The following is a 25,954-nucleotide window of genomic DNA, read 5'->3' as shown; positions in this document are numbered from 1 at the left end:
TGTCGTTGCGGCTGGCGGTCACGACGTCTCCAGCTCACGGTCGATCAGGTCGAAGATGTTCTCGGCGGTGGCCGAGTCCAGGTCGTCGTCGCCGTCGGGCCGCCGGTCGGCCAGCCGGTCGAGCAGGCCGTGCAGCCGGTCGGTGATCCGGCGGAACTCGTCGTCGGCCGGGTCGAGGCGGTCGAGCGCCGCCTCCAGCCGGTCGAGTTCCCGTCCGGGCCCCGTCGACGGGTCGGCCGCCGCCGGGTCGGCCGAAGTGAACTGCGTCGCCAGGTACGCGGCGAGCGCCGCCGGCGTCGGGTGGTCGAAGACGAGGGTCGCCGGCAGCCGCAGCCCGGTGGCCGCTCCGACCCGGTTGCGCAGCTCGACGCCGGTGAGCGAGTCGAAGCCGAGTTCCCGGAACGCCCTGGTCGGTTCGATGTCGGCCGAGTCGCCGCGGCCGAGGACCACGGCGACGTGCGCCAGCACCAGGTCGCGCAGGGCGCGTTCCCGCTTCTCCGCCGGCAGGCCGCGCAGGGTGTCGACGAACGCCTGCCCGCCGGCGGTCTCGGCGGCGACGGCCCGGCGTCCGGCGGGCCGGACCAGGGCCGCCAGCAACGGGTGGCCGGGCGCGCCGGACGCCGCCACCGCCGTGTTGATCTTCGCGGGCATCAGCACGGCCCGCTCCGACCGCCAGGCCGCGTCGAAGAGGGTAAGGGCCTCGTCGTTGGTCAGGGCCACCAGTCCGCTGCGCTCCAGCCGCCGCAGGTCGACGGCGTCGAGGTGCCCGGTGATGCCGCTGGCCTGCCCCCACAGGCCCCAGACCAGGGAGACCGCCGGCAGGCCGAGGGCCCGCCGGTGTTCGGCGAGGGCGTCGAGGAACGCGTTGCCGGCGGCGTAGTTGCTCTGGCCCGGCCCGCCGAAGACGCCGGCGGCGGCGGAGTAGAGCACGAACGCGGTCAGCTCGCGCTCGAGCGTGGCCCGGTGCAGGTTCCAGGCGGCGTCGACCTTCGGCCGCAGCACGGCGGAGAGGCGGTCCGGTGTCATCGACTCGACGGTGGCGTCGTCGACGACACCGGCGGCGTGCACGACGGCGCGCAGCGGGTGTCGGGCGTCCACCATGGACAGCACGTCGGTGACGGCGTCCGGGTCGGCCAGGTCGGCGGCGACGATCGACACCTCCGCGCCGAGCGCCTTGAGGTCGGCCAGCAGCTCGTCCGCGCCCGCGGCGTCCGGGCCGCGCCGGCTGACCAGCAGCAGGTGCCGGGCCCCGTGCGCGGTGACCAGGTGCCGGCAGAGCAGCCCGCCGAGGGTCCCGGTGGCGCCGGAGACCAGCACCGTGCCGTCGAGCCGCGGCACCCGCGGGATGCTCAGGGTCAGCTTGCCCACGTGTCGGGCCTGGCTGAGGAAGCGGAACGCCTCGGGGGCGCGCCGCACGTCCCAGGTGCGCCGGGGCAGCGGCCGCAGCGCACCGCCGGCGAAGAGCGCCATCAGCTCGGTCAGCATCCGCGCGATCGTGTCCGGGCCGGCCACCATGAGGTCGAAGACCTGGTAACTCACGCCGGGGTGCTCGGCCGCGACCCGCCGCGGGTCCCGCTTGTCCGTCTTGCCCATCTCGACGAACCGGCCGGCCGGGGAGAGCAGCCGCAGCGACGCGTCCACGAACTCGCCGCTGAGCGCGTTGAGCACCACGTCCACGCCGCGCCCGCCGGTGTGCTCGTGGAACGTGTCGACGAAGTCGAGGGTGCGCGAGGAGGCGATGTGCGCGTCGTCGAAACCGGTGGCACGCAGCGCCGGCCACTTGCCGGGGCTGGCCGTGCCGTAGACCTCCGCGCCGAGGTGACGGGCGATCTGCACGGCGGCCATCCCGACACCGCCGGCGGCCGAGTGCACCAGCACCGACTCCCCGGCACCGAGCCCGCCCAGCTCGACCAGCCCGTACCAGGCGGTCAGGAAGACCACCGGCACGGCCGCCGCGTCGGCGTACGACCAGCCGTCGGGGATGCGGGTGAGCATCCGGTGGTCGGTGACGGCCACGGGGGAGAACGAGCCGGCGATGATGCCCATCACCCGGTCGCCGGGCACGAGGTCGGTGACGCCCGGGCCGACCTGGAGCACCACGCCGGCGCCCTCGCTGCCCAGCACCTCCTGGTCTCCGACCATGCCGAGGGCCAGCACCACGTCGCGGAAGTTGAGCCCGGAGGCGCGCATCCCGACCACCACGTGGCCCGCCGGCACCTCGTCCTCGGCGACGGGGACGGGGAGCAGGGCCAGGTTCTCCAGCGTGCCCTTCTCGGTGACGTCGAGCCGCCACGGCGCCTCGCCGTCGGGCGGCGACAGCACCCCGGCGTCCCGCGCCCGGACCAGCCGCAGCACCGCCACGGCGCCGTCGCGGACCGCGAGCTGCGGTTCGCCGGTGCCGACCGCGGCCGCGACCGCGGCGAGCGAGGAGGCGGCGGCGTCGGTGTCGAGCAGCGTGAACCGGCCGGGGTGCTCGGACTGCGCCGAGCGGACCAGCCCCCACAGGGCGGCGCGGGCGAGGTCGCGGGGGGCCTCGCCGGGTGCGGCGGCTACCGCGCCCCGGGTGTGCAGGACCAGCCGGGTCTCCTCCAGTCGTGGCTCGGCGAGCCACCCCTGCACCAGCACCAGGGCGTCGCGGGCCGCGTCGTGCGCGTCCGCGCCGACGGTGGCCGGGTCCGCGTCCGCGCCGGCCCGCAGGGCGACCACGACATCCGGTACGTCGCCTCCGCCGTCGAGCGCGGCGACCAGCGCCGCCAGGTCGGCGTGGCCCGCCACCGGGTGCCCGGCGTCGGCCAGCGCGTCGGCCAGGCCGAGGGGGTCGTCGCCGAGCAGCGCCCAGCGCGGCGCGCTCCCGGCCGCCGCGTCGCCCGTCGCCACCGGCGTCCAGTCCAGGTGGAACAGCGCGCTGCGGCGCAGCGCGGCGGCCTCGTCGGCCCGGCCGGCGGTGACCGGCCGGAAGGTCAGCGACTCCACCGTGGCGACCGGCTGACCGGCCGCGTCGGCGAGGGTGACGGCGACCGTGTCCTGGCCGAGCGAGCGCAGCCGCACCCGCAGCCGGGTGGCGCCGTGGGCGTGCAGGGCGACCGAGCGGAAGGAGAACGGCAGCCCGCCGGTGCCGGCGGCGTCGGCCGGGTCGCCGAGCAGCCCGGAGGGCCCGGTGGCCTGCAACGCGGCGTCGAACAGGGCCGGGTGCAGGCCGAACCGGGACGCCTCGGCGGCCACCGCCTCGGGCAGCGCCACCTCCGCGTACACCTCGTCGTCGCGGCGCCACACCCGGCGCAGGCCGCGGAACGCGGGTCCGTAGCCGAGGCCGCGCTCGGCCGTCCGCGCGTACCAGGCGTCGAGGTCGTCCTCGACCTCGACGGCGCCGGCCGGCGGCCACTCCCCCGCCACCGCCTCGGCGGCGGGCAGCCCCGGCAGCAGCAGGCCCTCCGCGTGCCGGGTCCACTCCGCGTCCGCGCTTCCCTCGACGCGCGAGTGCACCGTGACGCCCCGCTCGCCGGCTTCGCCGGACGCGCCGACGTGCACCTGCACCTGGACGGCGCCGGTGGGCGGCAGCACGAGCGGGCTGATCAGGGCCAGGTCGCCCACCTGGCCGGCGTCGACCTCGTCGCCCGCGCGGATCACCATGTCCGCCAGGGCGGTGCCGGGGACGATCACCGCCCCGCCGACGACGTGGTCGGCCAGCCACGGGTGGGTACGCACGGAGAGCCGCCCGGTGAGCACCACCGTCCCGTCGTCGGCGACCGGCACGGCCGCGCTGAGCAGCGGGTGCCCGGCGTCGGAGAGGCCGGCGGCGCCGACGTCGCGCACCAGGTGGGCGGGAGCCTCCAACCAGTACCGCCGCCGGTCGAAGGCGTACGTGGGCAGGTCGACGGCCGGCGTCGGGGCGAGGACCTTCGTCAGGTCGACGGGAAGGCCGATCGCGTGGGCGGTGGCGAGGTTGGTCAACAGCCGCGTCGGGTCGTCGTCGCCCCGGCGCAGGCTGCCCAGGACGTGCCCGGCGGTGCCGGTGTCGTCGAGGATCGCGGTGACCGGCATGGCCAGCACCGGGTGCGCGGAGACCTCGACGAACGTGGTGTGCCCGGCGGCGATCGCCACCCGCACGGCCGCGTCGAACCGCACCGGGTTGCGCAGGTTCTCGTACCAGTAGCCGCCGTCCATGGCGGTCGGGTCGGCCCAGTCCCCGGTGAGGGTGGACACCAGCGGGGTGTGCCCGCGCTGCGGGCCGAGCCCGGCCAGGTCGGCCGCCATCCGGTCCCGGATCCGCTCCACCGCCGGGGAGTGCGACGCGTAGTCGAACCGGATCGGCCGCGCCCGCACCCCCTCGGCCCGGAACGCCTCGACCAGCGCCGCCACCCGCGGCGGCGGCCCGGAGATCACCACCGTCGCCGGCCCGTTCACCACCCCCACCACCACCTCGGGGTGGTCGGCCAGCCGCGCCGCGACCTCCTCGGCCGGCAGGTCCACCGCCGCCATCGCCCCCGTGCCGGCGAGCTCGGCCAGGGCGCGGGCCCGCAGGATCACCGCCCGCGCCGCGTCGTCCAGCGATAACACGCCCGCCGCGCACGCCGCCGCGATCTCCCCCTGCGAGTGACCGATCATCGCCTGCGGCGTCACCCCGGCCTGCCGCCACACCTGCGCCAACGCCATGCCCACGGCGAACAGCACCGGCTGCAGGATCTCCACCCGGTCCAGCCAGGACTCGTCGGCGCCGGTCAGCACCGACGCGATGTCCACGTCCAGGTACGGCGCGAACGCCCGCTGGCACTGTGCCAGCCGCGCGTCGAACGCCGGGCAGCGGCCCACCAGACCGGCCGCCAGCCGCGCCGACTGACCGCCCTGACCGGGGAACACGAACACCACGCCCGGCCCGTGGCCGACGGCCGTGCCGGTCACCACGTTGCCCGCCGGAGCGCCGGCCGCCAGGGCGTCCAGCCCGGACAGCAGCTCCTCGGCGCTCGCGCCGATGACGGCGGCCCGATGCTCGAACCTCGACCGGGTGGTGGCCAGGGACCAGCCGACCGCCGCCGGGTCGAGGTCGCCGTGCTCGCGTACGTGCCGGGCCAGCCGCGCCGCCTGGCCGGACAGGGCCGCCCTCGACCGCGCCGACACCGGCCACACCGCGACATCCGACTCCACCAGGCCCGGGCCCCGGGGCACGTCGTCTGCGGCCTTCGCGTCGTCGGGCAGGTCGTCGGGCCGCTCGACGATCAGGTGGGCGTTCGTGCCGGAGACGCCGAACGACGACACCGCCGCCCGGCGGGGCCGGTCCACGGCCGGCCACGGCCGCGCCTCGGTCGCCAACTCCACCGCGCCGGTGGACCAGTCGATGTGCGGGGACGGGGCGTCCACATGCAACGTCGCCGGGACCAGCCCCTCCCGCATCGCGAGCACCATCTTGATCACACCGACGACGCCTGCGGCGGCCTGGGTGTGGCCGATGTTCGACTTGATCGAGCCGAGCAGCAGCGGCCGATCGGCGGGCCGGTCCTGCCCGTACGTGGCGAGCAGCGCCTGCGCCTCGATCGGGTCGCCGAGCGTGGTGCCGGTGCCGTGCGCCTCCACCACATCCACATCGGCCGTGGAAAGCCGCGCGTCGGCGAGAGCCTGCCGGATCACCCGCTGCTGCGACGGCCCGTTCGGAGCGGTCAGCCCATTCGACGCACCATCCTGGTTCACCGCGGAGCCGCGCACCACCGCCAGCACGGTGTGGCCGTTGCGGCGGGCGTCGGAGAGCCGCTCCAACAGCAGCATGCCAACGCCCTCGCCCCAGCCGGTGCCGTCCGCCGCCGCCGCGAACGCCTTGACCCGCCCGTCGGCGGCCATCCCGCGCTGCCGGGAGAACTCCACGAAGAGGCCAGGGGTCGCCATCACCGTTGCGCCGCCGGCCAGGGCGAGTTCACACTCGCCCCGCCGCAGCGCCTGCACCGCCAGGTGCAACGCGACGAGCGACGACGAACACGCCGTGTCCACCGACACCGCCGGTCCCTCCAACCCCAACGCGTACGCCACCCGACCCGACAGGACGCTGGCCGCGTTTCCCGTGCCGCCGAACCCCTCGACCTGGTCGCCGGCCACCACCAACAGGGACCTATAGTCCTGACCGTTGGTGCCCACGAACACCCCTGTTCGTGAACCCCGCAACGCGCCCGGCACCACCCCTGCCCGCTCGATGGCCTCCCAGGACGCCTCCAGCACCAGCCGCTGCTGCGGGTCCATGGCCAGCGCCTCACGGGGGCTGATCTCGAAGAACCCCGGGTCGAAGTCCGCCGCGTCGTAGACGAAGGCACCCTTGTCGGTGTACGTGGTGCCGATCTTCTCCGGGTCGGGGTCGATGAGCCGGTCGAGGTCCCAGCCCCGGTCGGTGGGGAACTCACCGACGGTGTCCACGCCGTCGGCGACGAGCCGCCACAGGTGCTCCGGGTCGGTGACTCCGCCCGGGAAGCGGCAGGCCATCGTCACGATGGCAACCGGCTCGTCGCCGTCCACGGCGGAGGGTGCCACGGTCGCGGCGGCCGCCACGGTGTCGCCGAGCAGCCCGGCGAGCAGGAAGCGGGCCAGCACCACCGGGGTCGGGTGGTCGAAGACCAGGGTGATGGGCAGCGGCTGCCCGATCGCGGCGACCAGCCGGGCGCGCAGCTCGACCGCGGTCAGCGAGTCGAAGCCGAGGTCCCGGAACGCGGTGGTGGCCCGGATGGCGGCGGCGTCGTCGTGGCCGAGCACGCCGGCGGCGAGCTCCCGCACCAGGTCGGTGAGGGTTTCCTCCCGGCGGGCCGGGGTCAGCCCGGTCAGCTCGCGGCGCAGGCTCGCGGCGGCGCCGTCCTCGCCGTCGTCGACCGGCGCGTCGCCGTCGAGGGCGGCCTTCGCCTCCGGTACGCCCTCGAGCAGCGGCCGGCGCCGGGCGGAGGCGTACGCGGGGGCGAACCGGGACCAGTCGACGTCGGCGACGGTGAGGGCGACGTCGTCGTGGTCGAGGGCCTGTTGCAGGGCGCCCATCGCGACGGCCGGGTCCATCTCGGGCACGCCCCGGTTGCGCAGCTTCTGCGCGGAGTCGGCCGTGTTCATGCCGCCGTCGGGCCACGGGCCCCAGGCGATGGCGGTGCCGGCCCGACCGTCGGCGCGGCGCTGCTGCACGAGTGCGTCGAGGTACGCGTTGCCGGCGGCGTAACCGGCCTGGCCCGCGCTGCCCCAGGTGGCGGCGATGGAGGAGTAGACGACGAACGCGTCGAGTTCCTGATCGGCGAGAAGCTCGTGCAGGTGTGCGGCGCCGGCTGCCTTGCCGGCGGTCACCTCGGCCACCTCGGTGGGGGTGACCGCCATGAGCGGGGTGGTCTGGGCGATGCCGGCGGTGTGCACGACGGTGCGTACCGGTGGGCCGGCGGTCTGGATCCGGTCGAGCAGTGCGGCGACGGCGGCCCGGTCGGCGATGTCGCAGGCGGCGACGGTGACCCGGGTGCCGAGGTCGCGCAGCTCGGCGGCCAGCTCGGCGGCGCCGGGGGCATCGGGGCCGCGCCGGCCGACCAGCACGACGTGCTCGGCGCCGGCCGTGGCGAGCCAGCGGGCGGCGCGGGCGCCGAGGCCGCCGGTGCCGCCGGTGATCAGCGCGGTGCCGGTGGGCGTGAAGCGCCGCACCGGGGGACGGTCGCCGATCGGGGCGCGGACCAGGCGGCGAACGAAGACGCCGGGGGCGCGTACCGCGAGTTGGTCCTCGCCGGTCGATCCGGCGAGGATCGCGGCGAGCCGGCCGGCGGTGCGGCCGTCGAGGCGGGACGGCAGGTCGACCAGGCCGCCCCAGCGGTGGGGGGCCTCGACGCCGACGACCCGGCCGAGGCCCCAGATCGCGGCCTGGCCGGGGTCGGCGAGCCGGTCGTACGAGGCGGCGGCGACCGCACCCCGGGTGAGCAGCCACAGCGGGGCGGTGAGCTCGGCGTCGCCGAGTGCCTGTGCTAGGGCGAGGGTGGCGGTCAGGCCGGGCAGGGCGGCTCCCTCGCCGGCCGGGGCTTCCCAGGCGAGCAGGGAGACCACCCCGGCGAGGTCGACGCCGGCCAGGGTCGCGGCGAGCCGGGCCCGGTCGGCGTCGGGCGCGACGGCCAGCGGCAGCAGCTCGGCACCGGCGTCGGTCAGCGCGGCCCGGACGGTGCGCACCGCCGGGTCGTCGTCTCCCCCGGCGGGCAGGGCCAACAGCCAGGTGCCGTCGAGGCGGGCGGCGGCGGGCTCGGCGGTGACCTGCCAGTCGGCCCGGTACCGCCAGCCGTCGAGGAGGGAGTGTTCCTGCCGCTGGCGTCGCCAGCCGGCGAGGACGGGCAGCAGGGTACGCAGCGACTCGACGGCCTCGGCGTCGTCGACGGCGAGGGTGGCGCGCAGGGCGTCGAGGTCGGCGCGTTCGACGGCGTCCCAGAACCGGTGGTCGAGCAGTCCGGCACCGGTGGCCTGGGCGGCGGGCTCCTCGGCCGGCACCCAGTAGTGCTGCCGCTCGAACGGGTATGTGGGCAGGTCGATCAGGCGGCCGGGTCGGTCGGCGAAGACCGGCCGCCAGTCCACAACAGTGCCACCGGCATAAACCTCAGCCAACGCGCGATGGAACCGGGCCAGCCCACCCTCACCACGACGCAGACTGCCAGTGACCGTCACGGCGGCCGAATCAGCGACGGCCACCTCCACCGACTCCTGCACCGCCATCGTCAACACCGGATGCGCACTCACCTCCACAAACGTCGAATAGCCGGCAGCAACCAGACCCCGCACCGCCTCGTCGAAACGCACCGTCTGCCGCAGATTCCGATACCAGTACTCGGCGTCCAAGCCGGCCGTATCCAACCAGTCACCATCGACGGTGGACCAAAACCGGATTCCACCGGTGCGGGGACGCAGCTCGGCCAACGCTTCCAGCAACCGCTCTCGCAGCGGCTCCACATGCGCCGAATGCGACGCGTAATCCACCGGCACCCGCCGCACCCGCACACCACACGACTCGTAATGAGCAACCAACTCATCCAACGCCGCGTCATCACCCGACACCACCACAGACGTCGGCCCGTTCACCGCAGCCAAAGCAATCCGACCGCCCCAACCCGCGATCGTCGTGGCGGCCTCCTCAGCGGTCGTCGCCACCGAAACCATCCCACCGCCCCCGGCGATCCCAGCGATCACCCGACTCCGCAACGCCACCACCGCCGCCGCATCACCCAACGACAACGCACCAGCCACACACGCCGCCGCAATCTCACCCTGCGAATGACCCACCACCGCCGACGGCCGCACCCCAAACGACTCCCACAACGCCGCCAGGGACACCCCGACCGCGAACAGGGCCGGCTGCACGACGTCCACCCGATCCAGCGACGCCGCACCAGGCACCCCGCGCACCACATCCAGCAACGACCAGTCCACGTGCGGACGCAACGCCTCCGCACACTCCGCCAACCGCTCCGCGAACACCGGCGCCGTGTCGAGGAGCTCGGCGGCCATCCCCACCCACTGCGAACCCTGACCCGGGAACACAAACGCCACCTCACCGCCGCCACCGGTCACGCCGGTCACGACGTCCGGCCCAGGCCGGCCCTCGGCCACGGCGTCGAGCGCGGCCGTCAGCTCATCCCGGCCGGCGGCGAAGACCACCGCCCGGTGGTCCAGCGGCGACCGGGAGACCACCGAGGTCCAGGCGACGTCGGTCGGGCTCAGGTCGGCGTCGCCGGCGACGTACCCGGACCAGTGCTCGGCCTGCCGGCGCAGCGCGCTGCGGGTGCGCCCGGTGAGCAGGACCGGCGCGGGGGCGGGCGGCTCCGCCCGCTCGGCGGGGGCCGGGGCCTCCTCGGGCTGTTCCAGGACGAGGTGGGTGTTGGTGCCGCTCATGCCGAACGAGGAGACGGCGGCCCGGCGGGGCCGGTCCACCGCCGGCCACGGCGTCGGCTCGGTGACCAGGGTGACCGCGCCGGCGGCCCAGTCGACGTGCGGGGTGGGCTCGTCGACGTGCAGGGTGGCGGGGACGACGCCGTGCCGCATGGCCAGGACCATCTTGATGATCCCGGCGACGCCGGAGGCGGCCTGGGTATGGCCGATGTTCGACTTGACCGAGCCGAGCAGCAGCGGGGCGGCGTCGCCCCGGTCCTGCCCGTACGTGGCCAGCAACGCCTGCGCCTCGATCGGGTCGCCGAGGGTGGTGCCGGTGCCGTGCGCCTCGACGACGTCGACCATGTCGGGGGTGAGCTTCGCGCCGGCCAGCGCCTGCCGGATGACCCGCTGCTGGGCGGGCCCGTTGGGGGCGGTGAGGCCGTTGCTCGCGCCGTCCTGGTTGACCGCGGAGCTGCGGATGATCCCGAGCACCGGGTGGCCGTTGCGGCGGGCGTCGGAGAGCCGTTCCAGCAGCAGCATGCCGACGCCCTCGCCCCAGCCGGTGCCGTCGGCGGCGGCGGCGAAGGACTTGCACCGGCCGTCGGCGGCGAGGCCGCGCTGCCGGGAGAACTCGACGAACGGGCCGGGGGTGGCCATCACCGTGGCCCCGCCGGCCAGTGCCAGGCCACACTCGCGTTCGCGCAGCGCCTGGCAGGCGAGGTGGATGGCGACGGAGGACGACGAGCAGGCGGTGTCCACGGTGACCGCCGGTCCCTCCAGCCCGAACGTGTAGGCGAGCCGGCCGGAGACCACGCTGGCGGCGGTGCCGGTGAGGACGTAGCCCTCCACACCGGGCGCGCGGTGCAGCACGGCGGCGTAGTCCTGGCCGGAGGTGCCCACGAAGACGCCGGTGCGGCTGCCGCGCAGGGACAGCGGGGCGAGGCCGGCCCGCTCGAACAGTTGCCAGGTGACCTCCAGCAGCAGCCGCTGCTGCGGGTCCATCGCCACCGCCTCGCGGGGCGAGATGCCGAACAGGGCGGCGTCGAACTGCCCGGCGTCGGAGAGGAACCCGCCGGCGGCGGCGTACGAGGTGCCGGGGTTGTCGGAGTCGGGGTGGTGCAGCCGGTCGAGGTCCCAGCCGCGGTCGGCGGGGAAGTCGCCCATGGCGTCGCCGCCCGCCGCGACGAAGCGCCACAGCTCCTCGGGGGAGTTGATGCCACCGGGGTAGCGGCAGCTCATCCCCACGATGGCCACCGGCTCGGACTCCTCGGCGGTAACCTCGCGCAGCCGCTGGCGGGTCTGGTGGAGCTCGGCGACGACGCGCGTCAGGTACTCGCGGAGCCGCACCTCGTCCGACATGGTCGGTCGCGGCCCCTCGTTCTCCGTCGGCACGTTCGCCATGGTTCGTCTCACTTCCTCGTTACGTGACGCGTGCCTCAGGAGAGCCCGAGGTCCCTGTCCAAAAGATCGAAAAGCTCCTGGTTGCTGGCGTTACGCAACCGGTCGGCCACGTCGGCGGTCTCCTCGGGCTGTCCGGCAGCGCCGAGGCGCTCCAGCAGCCGGTGCAGCCGCATGGTGATCCGCACCCGGCCGAGGTCGTCGGCCTCGCGGCGGACGAGCGACTCCTCCAGCCGGTCGAGTTCCTCGACGGTGGGCAGCGCCTCCACCGACGCCTCGTCGACCAACTCGGCGCGTAGGTGCTCGGCGAGGGCCTGCGGGGTCGGGTAGTCGAACACCACGGAGCTGGGCGGATGCAGCCCGGTGGCCTTCGCCAGCCGGCCGCGCAGCTCCACTGCGGTCAGCGAGTCGAAGCCAAGGTCCCGGAACGGCCGGTCGGCCTCCAGGGCGTACGGGCTGTCGTGGCCGATGACCTCGGCGGCTGCGGTGCGGATCAGGTCGACCAGCAGCCGGTTCTGCTCGGCGGCGGTGAGGTCGGCGAGCCGTTTGCGCAGCCCGGTGCGGGTCTCGTCGTCGCCGTCGGCGGCCGGGTCACCGTCGGCGCGCAGGGCCGCCACCTCGGGCAGTTCGGCGATCAGCGGCCGGGGCCGGGCGGAGGCGAAGACCGGGGCGAAGCGCGCCCAGTCGACATCGGCGACGGTGAGCACCGTGCCGTCGCCGACGATCGCGGCGCGCAGCGCGGCCATCGCCGGCTCCCGGTCGAGCAGCGTGACGCCCCGGCGGCTCATCGCCACGGCGTGCGCGTCGCTGACCATGCCGCCGCCGGCCCACGGCCCCCAGTTGACCGAGAGCACCCGGGCCCGGCCGGCGGGCCGCGACTGCGCCCAGGCGTCGAGGAAGGCGTTGCCGGCGGCGTACGCGCCGTGGTCGCCGACGCCCCACGCGGCGGCGATGGAGGAGAAGTAGACGACCAGTTCCAGGTCATCGGGGTCGAGCAGCTCGTCGAGGTGGCGGGCCCCGGCGGTCTTGGCGGAGACCACCTCGGCGAGTTCGTCGGTGTCGACCGCGGCGATCGGGTTGAGCCGGCCGACGCCGGCGGCGTGCACGACGGCGCGTACGGTCTCGCCGTCGCGGCGCAGTCCGTCGACGAGGGCGGCGACGGCGTCCCGGTCGGCCAGGTCACAGGCCATGGCCCGGGCCTGCGCGCCGAGGTCGGCCAGCTCGGCGAGGGTATCGGCGACGCCGGGGGCGTCCGGGCCGCGCCGGCTGACCAGGACCAGCCGTCGCGCGCCGTGCCGGGCGAGCCAGCCAGCGGCGTACCGGCCGACGGCACCGGTGCCACCGGTGACGAGCACGGTCTCCGGCGACCGCCAGTCGGGGGCGTCAGGCAGCTCGGCGCGGGGGGCCCGGGCGAGCCGGCGCAGGTGCGTGCCGAGGGGCCGCACGGCGAGCTGGTCCTCAGCGTCGGCGTTGGTCAGCGCCCGCAGCAGGTGCTCCCCGGCGGCGGCGTCCAGCTCGGCCGGCAGATCGAGCAGGCCGCCCCAGTGCGTGGGGTGTTCCAACGCGGCGACGAGGCCGAGGCCCCAGGTAGTGGCCTGGGCGGGGTGGGCGATCCGGTCGCCGGGGCCGGTGCTGACGGCCTGCCGGGTGAGCAGCCACAGCGGCCCGGCCGGGGCGGCGTCGGTGACGGCCTGGATCAGGGCGAGGTTGCCGGTGAGCCCGGCCGGCACGGCCGGGTGGTCCGGGTGGGCCCGCTCGTCCAGGGCGAGCAGGGAGACGATCCGGGCGGGCGTCCGGGTCGGCGGGGGCAGCAGCCCGGCCAGTTCGTCCCGGGTGAGCGTCGCCGGGTCGACCGCGAGGGTGCGCACGGCGCCGCCGTGGTCGCCGAGCAGCGCGGCGACCCGCTCGGCGGTCTCGGACGCGGCCCCGGTGGGGACGACCAGCAGCCAGTCTCTGACGGCGGGGCCGGCGGCGAGCCGCCGCTGCGGCCAGGTGATCCGGTAGCGCCAGCCGTCGACCAGCGCATCGGTCTGCCGCTGCCGGTGCCAGCGCGCGAGGGTGGGTAGTTGGGCGCGTAGCGGCTGGTCCGGGTCGACACCGAAGCGGGCGGCCAGCCCGTCGCCATCGTCGGCGGTCACGGCCTGCCAGAACGCCTCGTCGACGGTGCCGGCCGTCGGGGCGGCCGGCGCGGCGACGCCGACCACGTCGCCACCGCCGACCGGCCAGAACCGCTGGTGCCGGAAGGCGTACGTGGGTGTCTCGACCGGCTCGGCGGCGGGTAGCAGCGCCGCCCAGTCGACCCGTACGCCGTGGCAGTGCAGCCGGGCCAGCGCGCCGAGCAGGGCCGCAGCCTCATCCCGGCCGGGGCGCTGGGTGCCGGTGACCAGGGTGCGCCCGGCGTCGGGCAGCGCCTCGGCGGCCAGGGCGGTGAGCACGCTGTCGGGGCCGACCTCCAGCAGGGCGGCCACTCCGAGGGAGTGCAGGTGGGCGACGGTGTCGGCGAACCGGACGGGCTCCCGTACGTGCCGCACCCAGTAGTCGGGGGTGCAGAGCAGCTCGGCGTCGGCGACCCGGCCGGTCAGGTTGGACACCAGCGGGACGGTCGGCGGGGCGTAGTCGAGCGTGGCGGCGACGGCGGCGAACTCGGCGAGCATCGGCTCCATCAGCGGGCTGTGGAACGCGTGGCTGACGGTGAGCCGCTTGGTGCGTACCCCGAGGGCGGTGAAGTGCCCGGCCAGTTCGGCGAGCGCGTCGCCGGCCCCGGAGACCACCACGGCGGCCGGCCCGTTGACGGCGGCGATCGCGACCCGGTCGGTGTACGGGGTGAGGGCGTCGGCGACCTCGGCCTCGCCGGCGGCGACGGCGAGCATCCCACCGCCGGCCGGGAGGGCCTGCATGAGCCGGCCCCGGCTGCCGACCAGGGCGCAGGCGTCGGCGAGGCCGAACACGCCGGCCACGTGGGCGGCGGCGATCTCGCCGACGGAGTGCCCGGCCACCAGGTCGGGGCGCACGCCCCAGCCGGCCAGGAGCCGGTGCAGGGCCACCTCGACGGCGAAGAGGCCGGCCTGGGTGAAGACGGTCTGGTCGAGCAGCGCGGCCTCGTCGGTGTCCTCGGCGGCGAAGAGCACCTCCTTCAGCGGCCGGGGCAGGTGGGCGTCGAGGTGCTGGCAGACCTGGTCGAGGGCCTCGGCGAAGGCGGGGAACGCGTCGTACAGCTCCCGGCCCATCCCGGCGTGCTGGGCGCCCTGGCCGGAGAAGAGGACCGCGAGGGTGCCGCCGGGCTCGGCGATGTCGCGGGTGACACTCGGGTGGCCCTGCCCGGCGGCGAGCGCCCGCAGCCCGGCCACGTACCCGTCGCGGTCGGCGGCGAGCAGCACGGCCCGGTGCCGCAGGTGGGACCGGGTGGTGGCCAGCGCCCGAGCGACGGCGACGACGGGCGCGGCGTCGGCGTCGGGCGCGGCGTCGGCGTCGGCCTCGGCCTCGGCGTCGGCGTCGGCGTCGGCCCAGTCGGCGAGCCGGGCGGCCTGGGCGCGTAGCCCGTCCTCGTCGTTGCCGGAGACCGCCCAGGGCAGCAGCGGCGGCACGGGCGGCTCGACGTGCTCCGCCGGCGGGGCGGGTTCGTCGGCCGGCGGGGCCTGTTCGAGAATGACGTGGGCGTTGGTGCCGCTCACCCCGAACGCCGACACCGCGGCGCGGCGCGGCCCGCCCCGCTCGGGCCAGGCGGTGGGCTCGGCGAGCAGTGCCACCGCGCCGGCCGACCAGTCGACGTGCGGGGTGGGCTCGTCGACGTGCAGGGTGGGCGGCAGCAGGTCGTGCCGCAGCGCCATCACCATCTTGATGACCCCGGCGACGCCAGCGGCGGCCTGGGTGTGGCCGAGGTTGGACTTGACCGAGCCGAGCAGCAGCGGCCGGTCGGCGGGCCGGTCCCGCCCGTACGTGGCGAGCAGCGCCTGCGCCTCGATGGGGTCGCCGAGGCGGGTGCCGGTGCCGTGGCCGTCGACGGCGTCCACGTCGGCGGCGGTGAGGCCGGCGTTGGCGAGGGCCTGCCGGATCACCCGCTGCTGGGCGGGGCCGTTGGGGGCGGTGAGCCCGTTGGACGCGCCGTCGGAGTTGGTGGCGGAGCCACGTACCACGGCGAGGACCCGCCGGCCGTCGCGCCGGGCGTCGGAGAGCCGTTGCAGGAGCACCAGGCCGGCGCCCTCGCCCCAGCCGGTGCCGTCGGCCGCGCCCGCGTACGACTTGCACCGGCCGTCGGCGGCGAGGCCGCGCTGCCGGGCGAACTCCAGGAACGGGCCGGGGGTGGCCATCACGGTCACGCCGCCGGCCACCGCGAGTTCGCACTCCCCGGCACGCAGCGCCTGGACGGCCAGGTGCAGCGCGACCAGCGACGACGAGCAGGCGGTGTCGACGGTGAGCGACGGACCTTCCAGCCCGAAGGCATAGGAGAGCCGGCCGGAGACGACCGCCGCCGCGTTGCCGGTGGCCTGGTAGCCCTCGGTCTCCGCGCGGGCGGCCATCAGCAGGGTGGCGTAGTCCTGGCCGTTGGTGCCGACGAAGACGCCGGTGTCGCTGCCCCGCGTGTCGGCGGGGGCGATGCCGGCCCGCTCGAAGAGCTCCCAGCCGGTCTCCAGCAGCAGCCGCTGCTGCGGGTCCATCACCAGCGCCTCGCGCGGGGCGATGCCGAACAGCGCGGCGTCGAAGCCGCCGACGTCGGCGAGGAAGCCGCCCTCCCGGGCGTACGAGGTCCCGGGGGCATCCGGGTCGGGGTCGTAGATGGCGTCGAGGTCCCAGCCCCGGTCGGCGGGGAACGCGGCGATCGCGTCGCGGCCGGAGGCGACCAGCCGCCACAGGTCCTCAGGGCTGGCCACCCCGCCGGGGTAGCGGCAGCTCATCGCGACGATCGCGATCGGTTCGTCGAGGGCGGCGGCGGCCCGGGTGGGCGCGGCGGCCTCCCCGGTGACGCCGAGGATGCGGTCGGCCAGCCAGCCGGCGAGCAGCGCCGGGGTGGGGTGGTCGAAGACCAGCGTGGCGGGCAGCCGCAGCCCGACCGCCTCGCCGAGCCGGTTACCCATCGCCACGGCGCTGAGCGAGTCGAAGCCGATCTCCCGGAACGGCCGGTCCGCGCCGATCGCCTCGGCGGAGGCGTGCCCGAGCACCGCCGCGGCGTGCACCCGGACCAGTTCCAGCAGGGTGCGGCGGCGTTCCGGCTTGGCCAGGCCGGCGAGCCGGCCGCGCAGCGGGGACGCCTCGGCCGGCTCGTCGTCGCGGTCACCGGCGGCGAGGGCCCGGGCCACCTCGGGGATCTCCTCGATCAGGGGCCGGGGGCGGGTCAGGGCGAAGGTCTGGTGGAACCGGTCCCAGGCGATGTCGGCCACGGTGAGGGCGGTCTCGTCCTGGGCGAGGGCCCGGGCCAGCACCGCGACAGCCAGGTCGGGGCGCATCGGCCGGACGCCGGAGCGGAACATCTGGTCGGCGGCGCCCTCGCTGTCGAGCATGCCGCTGCCCTCCCAGGCGCCCCAGGCGACGGCGGTGGCGGCGAGGCCGCGGCGGCGCCGGTCCTCGGCGAGGGCATCGAGGAAGGCGTTGCCGGCGGCGTAGCCGCCCTGGTGGCCGCCGCCCCAGACGCCGGCGCCGGAGGAGAAGAGGACGAACGCGGCGACGTCGCCGAAGGTCCGGTCGAGGTTGGCCGCGCCGGCGACCTTGGCGTACAGGCCGTCGGCCAGCGCGGCGAGGTCGGTGTCGCCGAGCGGGCCGGCATGGGCCACCCCGGCCGCGTGGAACACGGCGTCGACGGTGACATCCTTCGCGGCGAGCCGGTCGACCAGGGCGCGCAGGGAGTCCGGGTCGGCGATGTCGCAGGCGGCCACGGTGACGGCTGCGCCGAGGCCGGTCAGTTCGGCCTCCAGTTCGGCGGCGCCGGGGGCGGCCGGGCCCTGCCGGCCGGTGAGCACCAGGTGGGCCACGCCCTCGCGGGCCAGCCAGCGGGCCACGTGCGCGCCGATCGCGCCGAGGCCGCCGGTGACCAGGACGGTGCCGCCGGGCCGCCAGCCGGTGGCCTCCGGCGCAGCATCGGCGCCGGAGCGAACGAGCCGGCGGGCGAAGAGGCCGGAGGGGCGCACGGCGACCTGGTCCTCGTGGCCGATGCCGGCGAGGACGGCGGCGAACCGGCCGCGCGCCCGCCGGTCCAGGGTGGCCGGCAGGTCGACCAGGCCGCCCCAGCGGTCGGGGTGTTCCAGGGCGGCGACCCGACCGAGGCCCCAGACGAGGGCCTGCCGGGGGTGGTCGAGCGGGTCGGCGCGGCCGGTGGAGACGGCGCCGCCGCTGGCGCACCAGAGCGGGGCGGTGACGCGGGCGTCGCCGAGGGCCTGGATGAGGGCGAGGGTGCCGGCGAGGCCGGCGGGGACGACGGGCCGGTCCGGGTGCCCGCTCTCGTCGAGGGCGAGCAGGGAGAGCACGCCGGTGACGGCGTCGGTGGCGACGTCGGCGAGCCGCGCGGCCAGCGCCGCCCGGTCGGTCTCGGCGACGCTCACCGGTACGACGTCGGCCCCGGCCTCGCCGAGGGCCAGCGCGACCTGCCCGACGAGCGGGTGGCCGGCGCACGCGGCCGGGGTGACGAGCAGCCACGTGCCGGCCAGGGAGGCTTCGGCGGCGGCGAGCGGCGTCCACCGCACCCGGTAGCGCCAGGCGTCCACCGTGGACTCGTCGCGTCGACGCTGCCGCCAGGAGGAGAGCAGCGGCAGGGCCTCGCCGAGCATCCGGGCCTCGGTCTCGTCGACGCGCATCGCGGCGGCCAGGGCCCCGGTGTCGGCGCGCTCGACGGCGTCCCAGAACCGGCGGTCGGCCTGGTCCTCGGCGGTCGCGGTCGGGCCGCTGCGCACCGGCGACTCTGGCCAGTACCGCTGCCGCTGGAAGGCGTATGTGGGCAGCGGCACCGCCGGACCGGTGCGCGCGCCCCAGACGGCGTTCCGGTCCACCTCGACGCCATACGTGTGCAGCTCGGCGAGAGCGGTGAGCAGCCGGGCCCAGCCTCCGGAGTCGCGGTCCAGGGTGAACACCGTGGCGGCCTCGTGCTCGGTGGCGTCGATCGCCTCCCGCACGGCCGGGCTGAGCACCGGGTGCGGGCCGACCTCCAGAAAGACCTGGTGGCCCTCGGCGAGCAGGCCGTGCACGGCCCGCCCGAGGTTGCCGGCCTCCCCCGGGTCGCGGTGCCAGTGGCCGGCGTCGAGGGTGCCGGTGTCGACCGCCCCACCGGTGAGCGAGGAGTGGTACGGCAGCTCGGCGGGGCGGATCGTGACACCGTCGGCGGGGTCGGCCGGCGCCCGGCCGGCGGCGAGCCTCGCGCCGTCCGCCAGGGAGATGACCCCGGCGACGCAGGCGGCGGCGATCTCACCCTCGGCGTGCCCGAGCACCGCGCCCGGGCGTACGCCGAGCGAGCTCCACAGCCGCGCCAGGGAGACCGTCACCGCCCAGTGGGCGGGCCGCGCCACGCCCGGGGCGGCCGGCGGCGGGGCGCCCTCGGCGCCGCGCAGCACGTCGGTCAGCGACCAGTCCACCCAGGGCGCGAGGGCGGCCTCGCAGTCGGCGATCGACGCGGCGAAGGCCGGGGCGGAGTCCAGCAGTTCCCCGACCGTCCCGGGCCACTGCGAGCCGTCGCCGGGGAAGACGAGGACGGGGGCGGTGCCGCGCAGCGTCGCGCCGGTCACCACGGCGGCCGCCGGCTCGTCGTCGGCCAGCGCGGTCAGGCCCCGGGTCAGCTCGGCCCGGTCCCGGCCGAGGACGACGGCCCGCTGCGGGAAGGCCGCCCGCGTGGTGACCAGGGCGTACGCCACCTCGGCGGGGTCGACCTCCGGGTGGGCGGCCAGGTGCGCGCGCAGCCGGACGGCCTGCTCCCGCAGGGCGGGGCGGTCCGTGGCGGAGAGCACCAGCGGGACGAGCCCGCCGCCGGTGACGGGCTCGGTGCGCGGGGCGGCGGCCGGCTCGGGGGCCTGCTCCAGGACGACGTGGGCGTTGGTGCCGGAGATCCCGAACGACGACACCGCCGCCCGACGCGGCCGACCCACCTCCGGCCACGGCGTCGCCTCGGTGGCCAGGGCCACCGCCCCGGCCGACCAGTCGACATGCGGGGACGGCTCGTCCACGTGCAGCGTCGGCGGCAGCACGCCGTGCCGCATCGCCAGGACCATCTTGATGACACCGGCCACCCCGGCGGCGGCCTGAGTGTGGCCGAGGTTCGACTTGACCGAGCCGAGCAGCAGCGGCGCGACCTCGCTCCGGTCCTGCCCGTACGTCGCCAGCAACGCCTGCGCCTCGATCGGGTCGCCGAGGGTGGTGCCGGTGCCGTGCGCCTCGACGGCGTCCACGTCGGCCGTGGTCAGTCGGGCGTTGGCCAGCGCCTGCCGGATCACCCGCTGCTGCGACGGGCCGTTCGGGGCGGTCAGCCCGTTGGACGCACCGTCGGAGTTCACCGCCGTGCCGCGCACGATCGCGTGGACCCGGCGGCCCTCCCGGCGGGCGTCGGAGAGCCGCTGCACCAGCAGCACCCCTGCCCCCTCCGACCAGCCCGTTCCGTCCGCCGACGCCGCGAACGACCGGCACCGCCCGTCGGCCGACAGACCCCGCTGACGGGAGAACTCGATGAACGTCCCCGGGGTGGCCATCACGGTTACGCCGCCGGCGAGGGCCAGATCGCACTCGCCGGACCGCAGCGCCTGCACGGCGAGGTGCAGCGCGACCAGCGACGACGAGCATGCGGTGTCCACGGTGACCGCCGGCCCTTCCAGGCCGAACGTGTACGCCACCCGGCCGGACAGCACGCTGCCGGAGTTACCGGTCCCGATGTACCCCTCGACCTCGTCGGGGGCGTCCATGAGTCGGGAGGCGTAGTCGTGGTACATGACGCCGGCGAAGACACCGGTCCGGCTCCCCCGTAGCCCCGCCGGGTCCATCCCGGCGGACTCGAACGTCTCCCAGGAGGTCTCCAGCAGCAGCCGCTGCTGCGGGTCCATCGCCAGGGCCTCGCGCGGCGAAATGCCGAAGAAGGCCGGGTCGAAGTCGGCGGCCCGGTACAGAAAACCACCATGCCGCGTGTACGACGTGCCCGGATGGTCCGGATCCGGGTCGAACAACGACTCCAGGTCCCAGCCCCGATCTGCGGGGAACTCGCCGATCCCCTCAGCACCGGCGGCCAGCAACGCCCACAACTGCTCCGGCGTCTCCACCCCACCCGGGTAGCGGCAGGCCATGCCGACGATCGCGATCGGCTCGTCGAGGCCGGTGCTGGTACGCGCGCCCGACACGGCCACGGTGCTGCCGGCCCCGGACAGTTCGTCGTGCACATGGGCGGTCAGCGCCTGCGGCGTCGGGTAGTCGAAGACCAACGTCGACGGCAGCCGCAGGCCGCTGGCGGCGTTCACCCGGTTGCGCAGGTCCACCGCCGTCAGCGAGTCGAAGCCCAGCTCGCGGAACGCCCGGTCCGCCGGCACGGCCTCCGCGCCGCCGTGACCGAGCACCTGGGCGACGAGGCCCCGGATCAGCACGTCGATCTGGGCACGGGCCTCCTCGGCGGTGAGGCCGGCAATGCGGGTGGCCCAGGTGGCCCCCTGTCCGGCCTGGCGGCGGCTGGTGGTTGCCCCGACCAGGGTCCGCAGCAGCGGCGGCACCATGCCGGAGCCAACTGCGGCCCGTAGGGCGGCCACGTCGATCACGGCCGGCACCAGCGCCGGCCGGTCCGCCGCGACCGCCGCGTCGAAGAGCGTCAGCGCGGTCTCGGCGCTCATCGCGGCGACGCCGCCCCGGGTCGACCGGACCCGCTCGGCCTCGCCGAGGGACGCCGCCATCCCGTCGGTGTCCCACATGCCCCAGGCGAGACTGACCGCCGGCAGGCCCGCCTGCCGGCGGTGCGCCGCCAGCGCGTCCAGGAACGCGTTGCCCGCCGCATACGCCGCCTGACCCGGGGAGCCCATCACCCCGGCGATGGACGAGAAGAGCACGAAGAGGTCCAGGTCCAGCTCGGCGGTCGCCTCGTGCAGGAACCAGCCCGCCGACACCTTCGGCGCCAACACCCCCGCCAACCGCTCGGCGGTGAGCCCCTCGACCACACCGTCATCGAGCACCCCGGCCGTGTGCACCACGCCCGCCAGTCGGCCCGCCGAGGCGATCTCCGCGACCAGCCCGGTCACCTGCTCCCGGTCGGTGACGTCGCACGCCACCACCCGGGCCTCAGCGCCCAACCCCGCCAGCCGCTGCACCAGTTCGGCCGCGCCCGGAGCGTCCACGCCCCGCCGGGACACCAACACCAACGACCGCACCCCATGCGCCGTCACCAGGTGCTCCGCCACCAACGCACCCAACGCACCCGTACCACCGGTCACCAACACCGAACCCTCGCCCACCCCGGGCGAGGAATCCGACGCGGCCACCGACGCGCGGACCAGGCGCGGCGCGAGCACGTCGCCACCCCGTACCGCGACCTGGCCGCCGGTGGCGAGCGGTTCGTCCGCCACCCGGGCCAGCAGGCTCAGCGTCGCCACATCCAGGGCACCGTCCACGTCGGCGAGGACGATCCGACCCGGATGCTCCGACTGCGCCGACCGCAGCAAACCCCACACCGCCGCACCCGCCAGATCAGCCACCACATCACCGTCCCGGGCCACCACCGCACCCCGAGTCACCACCACCAACCGCGAACCAGCAAGGACCTCCGCCGCCAACCACCCCTGCACCACCGCCAACACACCAGACGCCACCCCACCCACCAACTCCGGCACCGCCCGACCAGCCACCGACGGGGACGACCCCACCACCCCGGAGGCAACAGCGGACACCGGCAACACCAACGCAACCGGCGCCACCGCACCCGCCGCAACCGCCTCCACCACCCCCGCCACATCCACATACGACGCCAACCCACCGGCGGCACTGGGAACCTGCCCCGGCGGTGCTACCAGCAACGCCCAACCGTCGAGCTGCCCAACCGGGGAGACCTCCTCGGCCAACCAGGACACCTCGAACAACGACCGGGCCGCCGGACTCACCGCAGCCACCCCGGACATCTCCCGCAACACCAACGAATCCACCGACACCACCGGCACACCCAACTGGTCCACCGCCACCAACCGCACCCCAGAACCCACCCGCGACAACCACACCCGCAACACCGCAGCACCCGACGCATGCACCTGCACACCCTCGAACACAAACGGCACCCGAGGACCACCAGACTCACCCGCCAACAACAACCCCACCGGATGCAACGCCGCATCCAACAACGCCGGATGCACCCCGAACGCCGCAGCCTCCCTGGCCACCTCGTCCGGCAACGCCACCTCCGCGAACACCTCGTCACCGGTCACCCACGCCCGACGCAAACCCCGGAACACCGGCCCGTACGCCAGGCCACGCTCCGCGACCGCCGGGTACCAGCCGCCGAGGTCCACCTCGGACGCGCCGGCCGGGGGCCACTGCCCGAGCACCGGCTCGTCGGCCGACACCGGCTCCAGCACTCCCTCGGCGTGCCGGACCCACTCCGGGTCGACGTCCTCCTCCGGCTGCGAGTGCACCGTCACCGACCGCACGCCGGACGCGTCGGCCGCGCCGACCCGCACCTGGACACGCACCCCGCCGGTCGCGGGCAGCAGCAGCGGCGCGGCCACGGTCAACTCCCGCACCCGTGACGCGCCCACCTCGTCGCCGGCCCGCACCGCCAACTCCACCAGCGCGGTCCCCGGCACCACCACGGAGCCGGCGACCACGTGATCGGCCAACCACGAATGAGTCGCCACCGACAACCGGCCAGTCAGCACCACCATGTCCTCGCCAGCCACCGAGACGGCGGCGCCGAGCAGCGGGTGCCCGGCCGCGCCGAGACCGGCCCCGGAGACGTCCATCCACCGGCCGGCGGACTCCAGCCAGTACCGCTGGTGCTGGAACGCGTACGTCGGCAGGTCGATCCGCCGGCCGTCGGCGTCGCCGAGCAGCCGTGCCCAGTCGAGTGCCAGGCCGTGCACGTGCAGTTGGGCGAAGGCCTCCAGGACGGCCTGCGGCTCGGGCCGGTCGGGCCGGGACACCGCGACCAGCAGGGGCTCGGGGTCGTCCCCCGGCCGGTCGGTGAGGCAGCCCTGCGCCATGGCGGTGAGCACGCCGCTCGGCCCCAGCTCCAGGTAGGTGCCGACCTCCTCGGCGTGCAGGGAGGCGACGGCGTCGGCGAAGCGCACGGCGCCTCGGACATGCCGCACCCAGTACCGGGGGTCGCGCAGCTGCCCCGGCTCGGCGATCCGGCCGGTCAGGTTGGACACGACCGGGATGGCCGGCGGGTGGTAGGTCAGCCCGTCGGCGACGGCCGCGAACTCCGCCAGCATCGGGTCCACCCGGACGCTGTGGAAGGCGTGGCTGACCCGCAGCCGGCGGGTCGGGACGCCCCGGTCGGACCAGGTCCGCTGAAGTTCGTCGAGGGCCTCGACGTCCCCGGAGACGACCACGGCGGCGGGGCCGTTCACGGCGGCCACGTCGAGCCGGTCGGCCAGCCCGACCAGAGACTTGACGACCGCGGCCTCGTCGGCGCCGATCGCGAGCATCCCGCCGCCGGCCGGTAGGTCCTGCATCAGCCGGCCCCGCGCGGCGACCAGGACGCACGCGTCGGCCAGGGAGAGCACCCCGGCGACGTGGGCGGCGGCGATCTCCCCGATCGAGTGCCCGGCGACGAAGTCCGGGGTGATGCCGAACGACTCGACGAGGCGGAACAGCGCTACCTCGACGGCGAAGAGGCCGGGCTGGGTGAAGACGGTCTCGTTCAGCAGTTCCGCGTCGGGCGTTCCCGGCTCGGCGAACATGACCTCGCGCAGCGGGCGGGGCAGACGCGGGTCGAGTTCGGTGCACACCTCGTCGAGGGCGGCGGCGAATCGGGGGAAGGTCGCGGCGAGCTGGCGGCCCATGCCGGGACGTTGGGCGCCCTGGCCGGAGAAGAGGAACGCCACCCGGCCGCGCGGGGACGCCGACCCGGTGGTGACCGTCCCGTTCGGCTCGCCGTCGGCGAGGGCCCGCAGCCCGGCGAGCAGATCGTCGGGCCCCTCGGCCAGGACGACGGCCCGGTGTTCGAGCCCGGAACGGCTGATCGAGGAGACGGCGACGTCCACCGGCCTCGGGGCGTCGCCCGCGGCGAGGTGGTCGGCCCACCGGGCGGCCTGCCCGGCGAGCGCCTCGGCGGTGCGGGCGGAGAGCAGCACCGGGGCCAGCGGCAGCGCCACCGGTGCGCCGGTCGGGGCAACGGCGTCCACGGCGGGCGCGACGGCGGGGGCGGGGGCGAGGGCGGCGGGGGCGTCGGCGGGGGCGTCGGCGGGCGGGGCCTGCTCCAGGATGACGTGGGCGTTCGTACCGCTGATGCCGAAGGACGACACGGCGGCCCGGCGCGGCCGGTCGGACGCCGGCCAGGCGCGGGGCTCGGTCAGCAGCGAGACCGCACCGGCGGTCCAGTCGATGTGCGGGGACGGCTCGTCGACGTGCAAGGTCCGCGGCATCGTCCCGTGCCGCATCGCCTCGATCATCTTGATCAGGCCGGCTGCGCCCGCCGCCGCCTGGGTGTGGCCGAGGTTCGACTTGATCGAGCCCAGCCAGAGCGGCCCGCCCTCGCCCCGGTCCTGCCCGTACGTGGCGAGCAGCGCCTGCGCCTCGATCGGGTCGCCGAGGGTGGTGCCGGTGCCGTGCGCCTCGACGATGTCGACGTCGGCCGGGGAGAGCCGGGCGTGGGCCAGGGCCTGCCGGATCACCCGCTCCTGGGAGGGGCCGTTGGGTGCGGTGAGACCGCTGCTAGCGCCGTCCTGGTTCACGGCGCTGCCGCGCACCACGGCGAGGATCCGGCGGCCGTCGCGGCGGGCGTCGGAGAGCCGCTGGAGCAGCAGCACGCCGACCCCCTCGGACCAGCCCGTGCCGTCGGCGGCTGCGGCGAACGACTTGCACCGGCCGTCGGAGGAGAGGCCGCGCTGCCGGGAGAAGTCGGCGAAGGTGCCCGGGGTGGACATCACGGTCACGCCGCCGGCCAGCGCGAAGTCGCAGTCGCGCTGGCGCAGGGCCTGCCCGGCGAGGTGTACGGCCACCAGCGAGGACGAGCACGCGGTGTCCACCGTGACGGCCGGCCCCTCCAGACCGAGGGCGTACGCCACCCGACCGGAGACGACGCTGCCGGAGTTGCCGGTGCCGATGTACCCCTCGACGCCGTCCGGCAGGTCCAGCACCCGGGACGCGTAGTCGTGGTACATCACCCCGGCGAAGACGCCCGTTCGGCTGCCCCGCAGCCGCTGCGGGTCGATGTCGGCGTGCTCGACCGCCTCCCAGCAGGTCTCCAGCAGCAGCCGCTGGTGCGGGTCCATGGCCAGGGCCTCGCGGGGGCTGATGCCGAAGAAGCCCGGGTCGAACTGTGCGGCCTCGTAGAGGAACCCGCCCTGGCTGGTGTACGAGGTGCCCGGGTTGTCCGGGTCGACGTGGAACAGCCGCTCCAGGTCCCAGCCCCGGTCGGTCGGGAAGTCCCCCACTCCGTCGCCGCCCGCGTCGACCAGATTCCACAGCTCCGCCGGGCTGGACACCCCGCCCGGGTAGCGGCACGCCATCCCGATCACGGCCATCGGCTCGCGGTCCTTGGCCTCCACCTCACGCACCCGCCGGCGCGCGTCGCGCAGGTCAGCGGTGGCGCGCCGGAGGTAGTCGAGGAACTCAGCCTCAGTGGGCATCGGGC

At 75.9% G+C, this 25,954-nt stretch carries 2 protein-coding genes; both read right to left on the bottom strand.

Translation table 11 applies throughout. The features are described from left to right. Positions 1 to 18: 18 nt before the first annotated feature. Complete coding sequence (locus SNR22_RS21605) at positions 19 to 11,226, bottom strand: type I polyketide synthase (protein WP_413775680.1); 11,208 nt, start codon at positions 11,224 to 11,226, stop codon at positions 19 to 21. A gap of 44 nt (positions 11,227 to 11,270) precedes the next feature. Further along, entirely contained in the window at positions 11,271 to 25,949 is a 14,679-nt protein-coding gene (locus SNR22_RS21600; protein ID WP_320068446.1) for a type I polyketide synthase, read from the bottom strand. Positions 25,950 to 25,954: the final 5 nt, after the last annotated feature.

Source organism: Micromonospora sp. RTGN7 (assembly GCF_033804645.1).
In the GTDB taxonomy this organism is placed as follows: Bacteria; Actinomycetota; Actinomycetes; order Mycobacteriales; family Micromonosporaceae; genus Micromonospora.
This window is presented reverse-complemented; position numbering and strand designations above follow the sequence as displayed.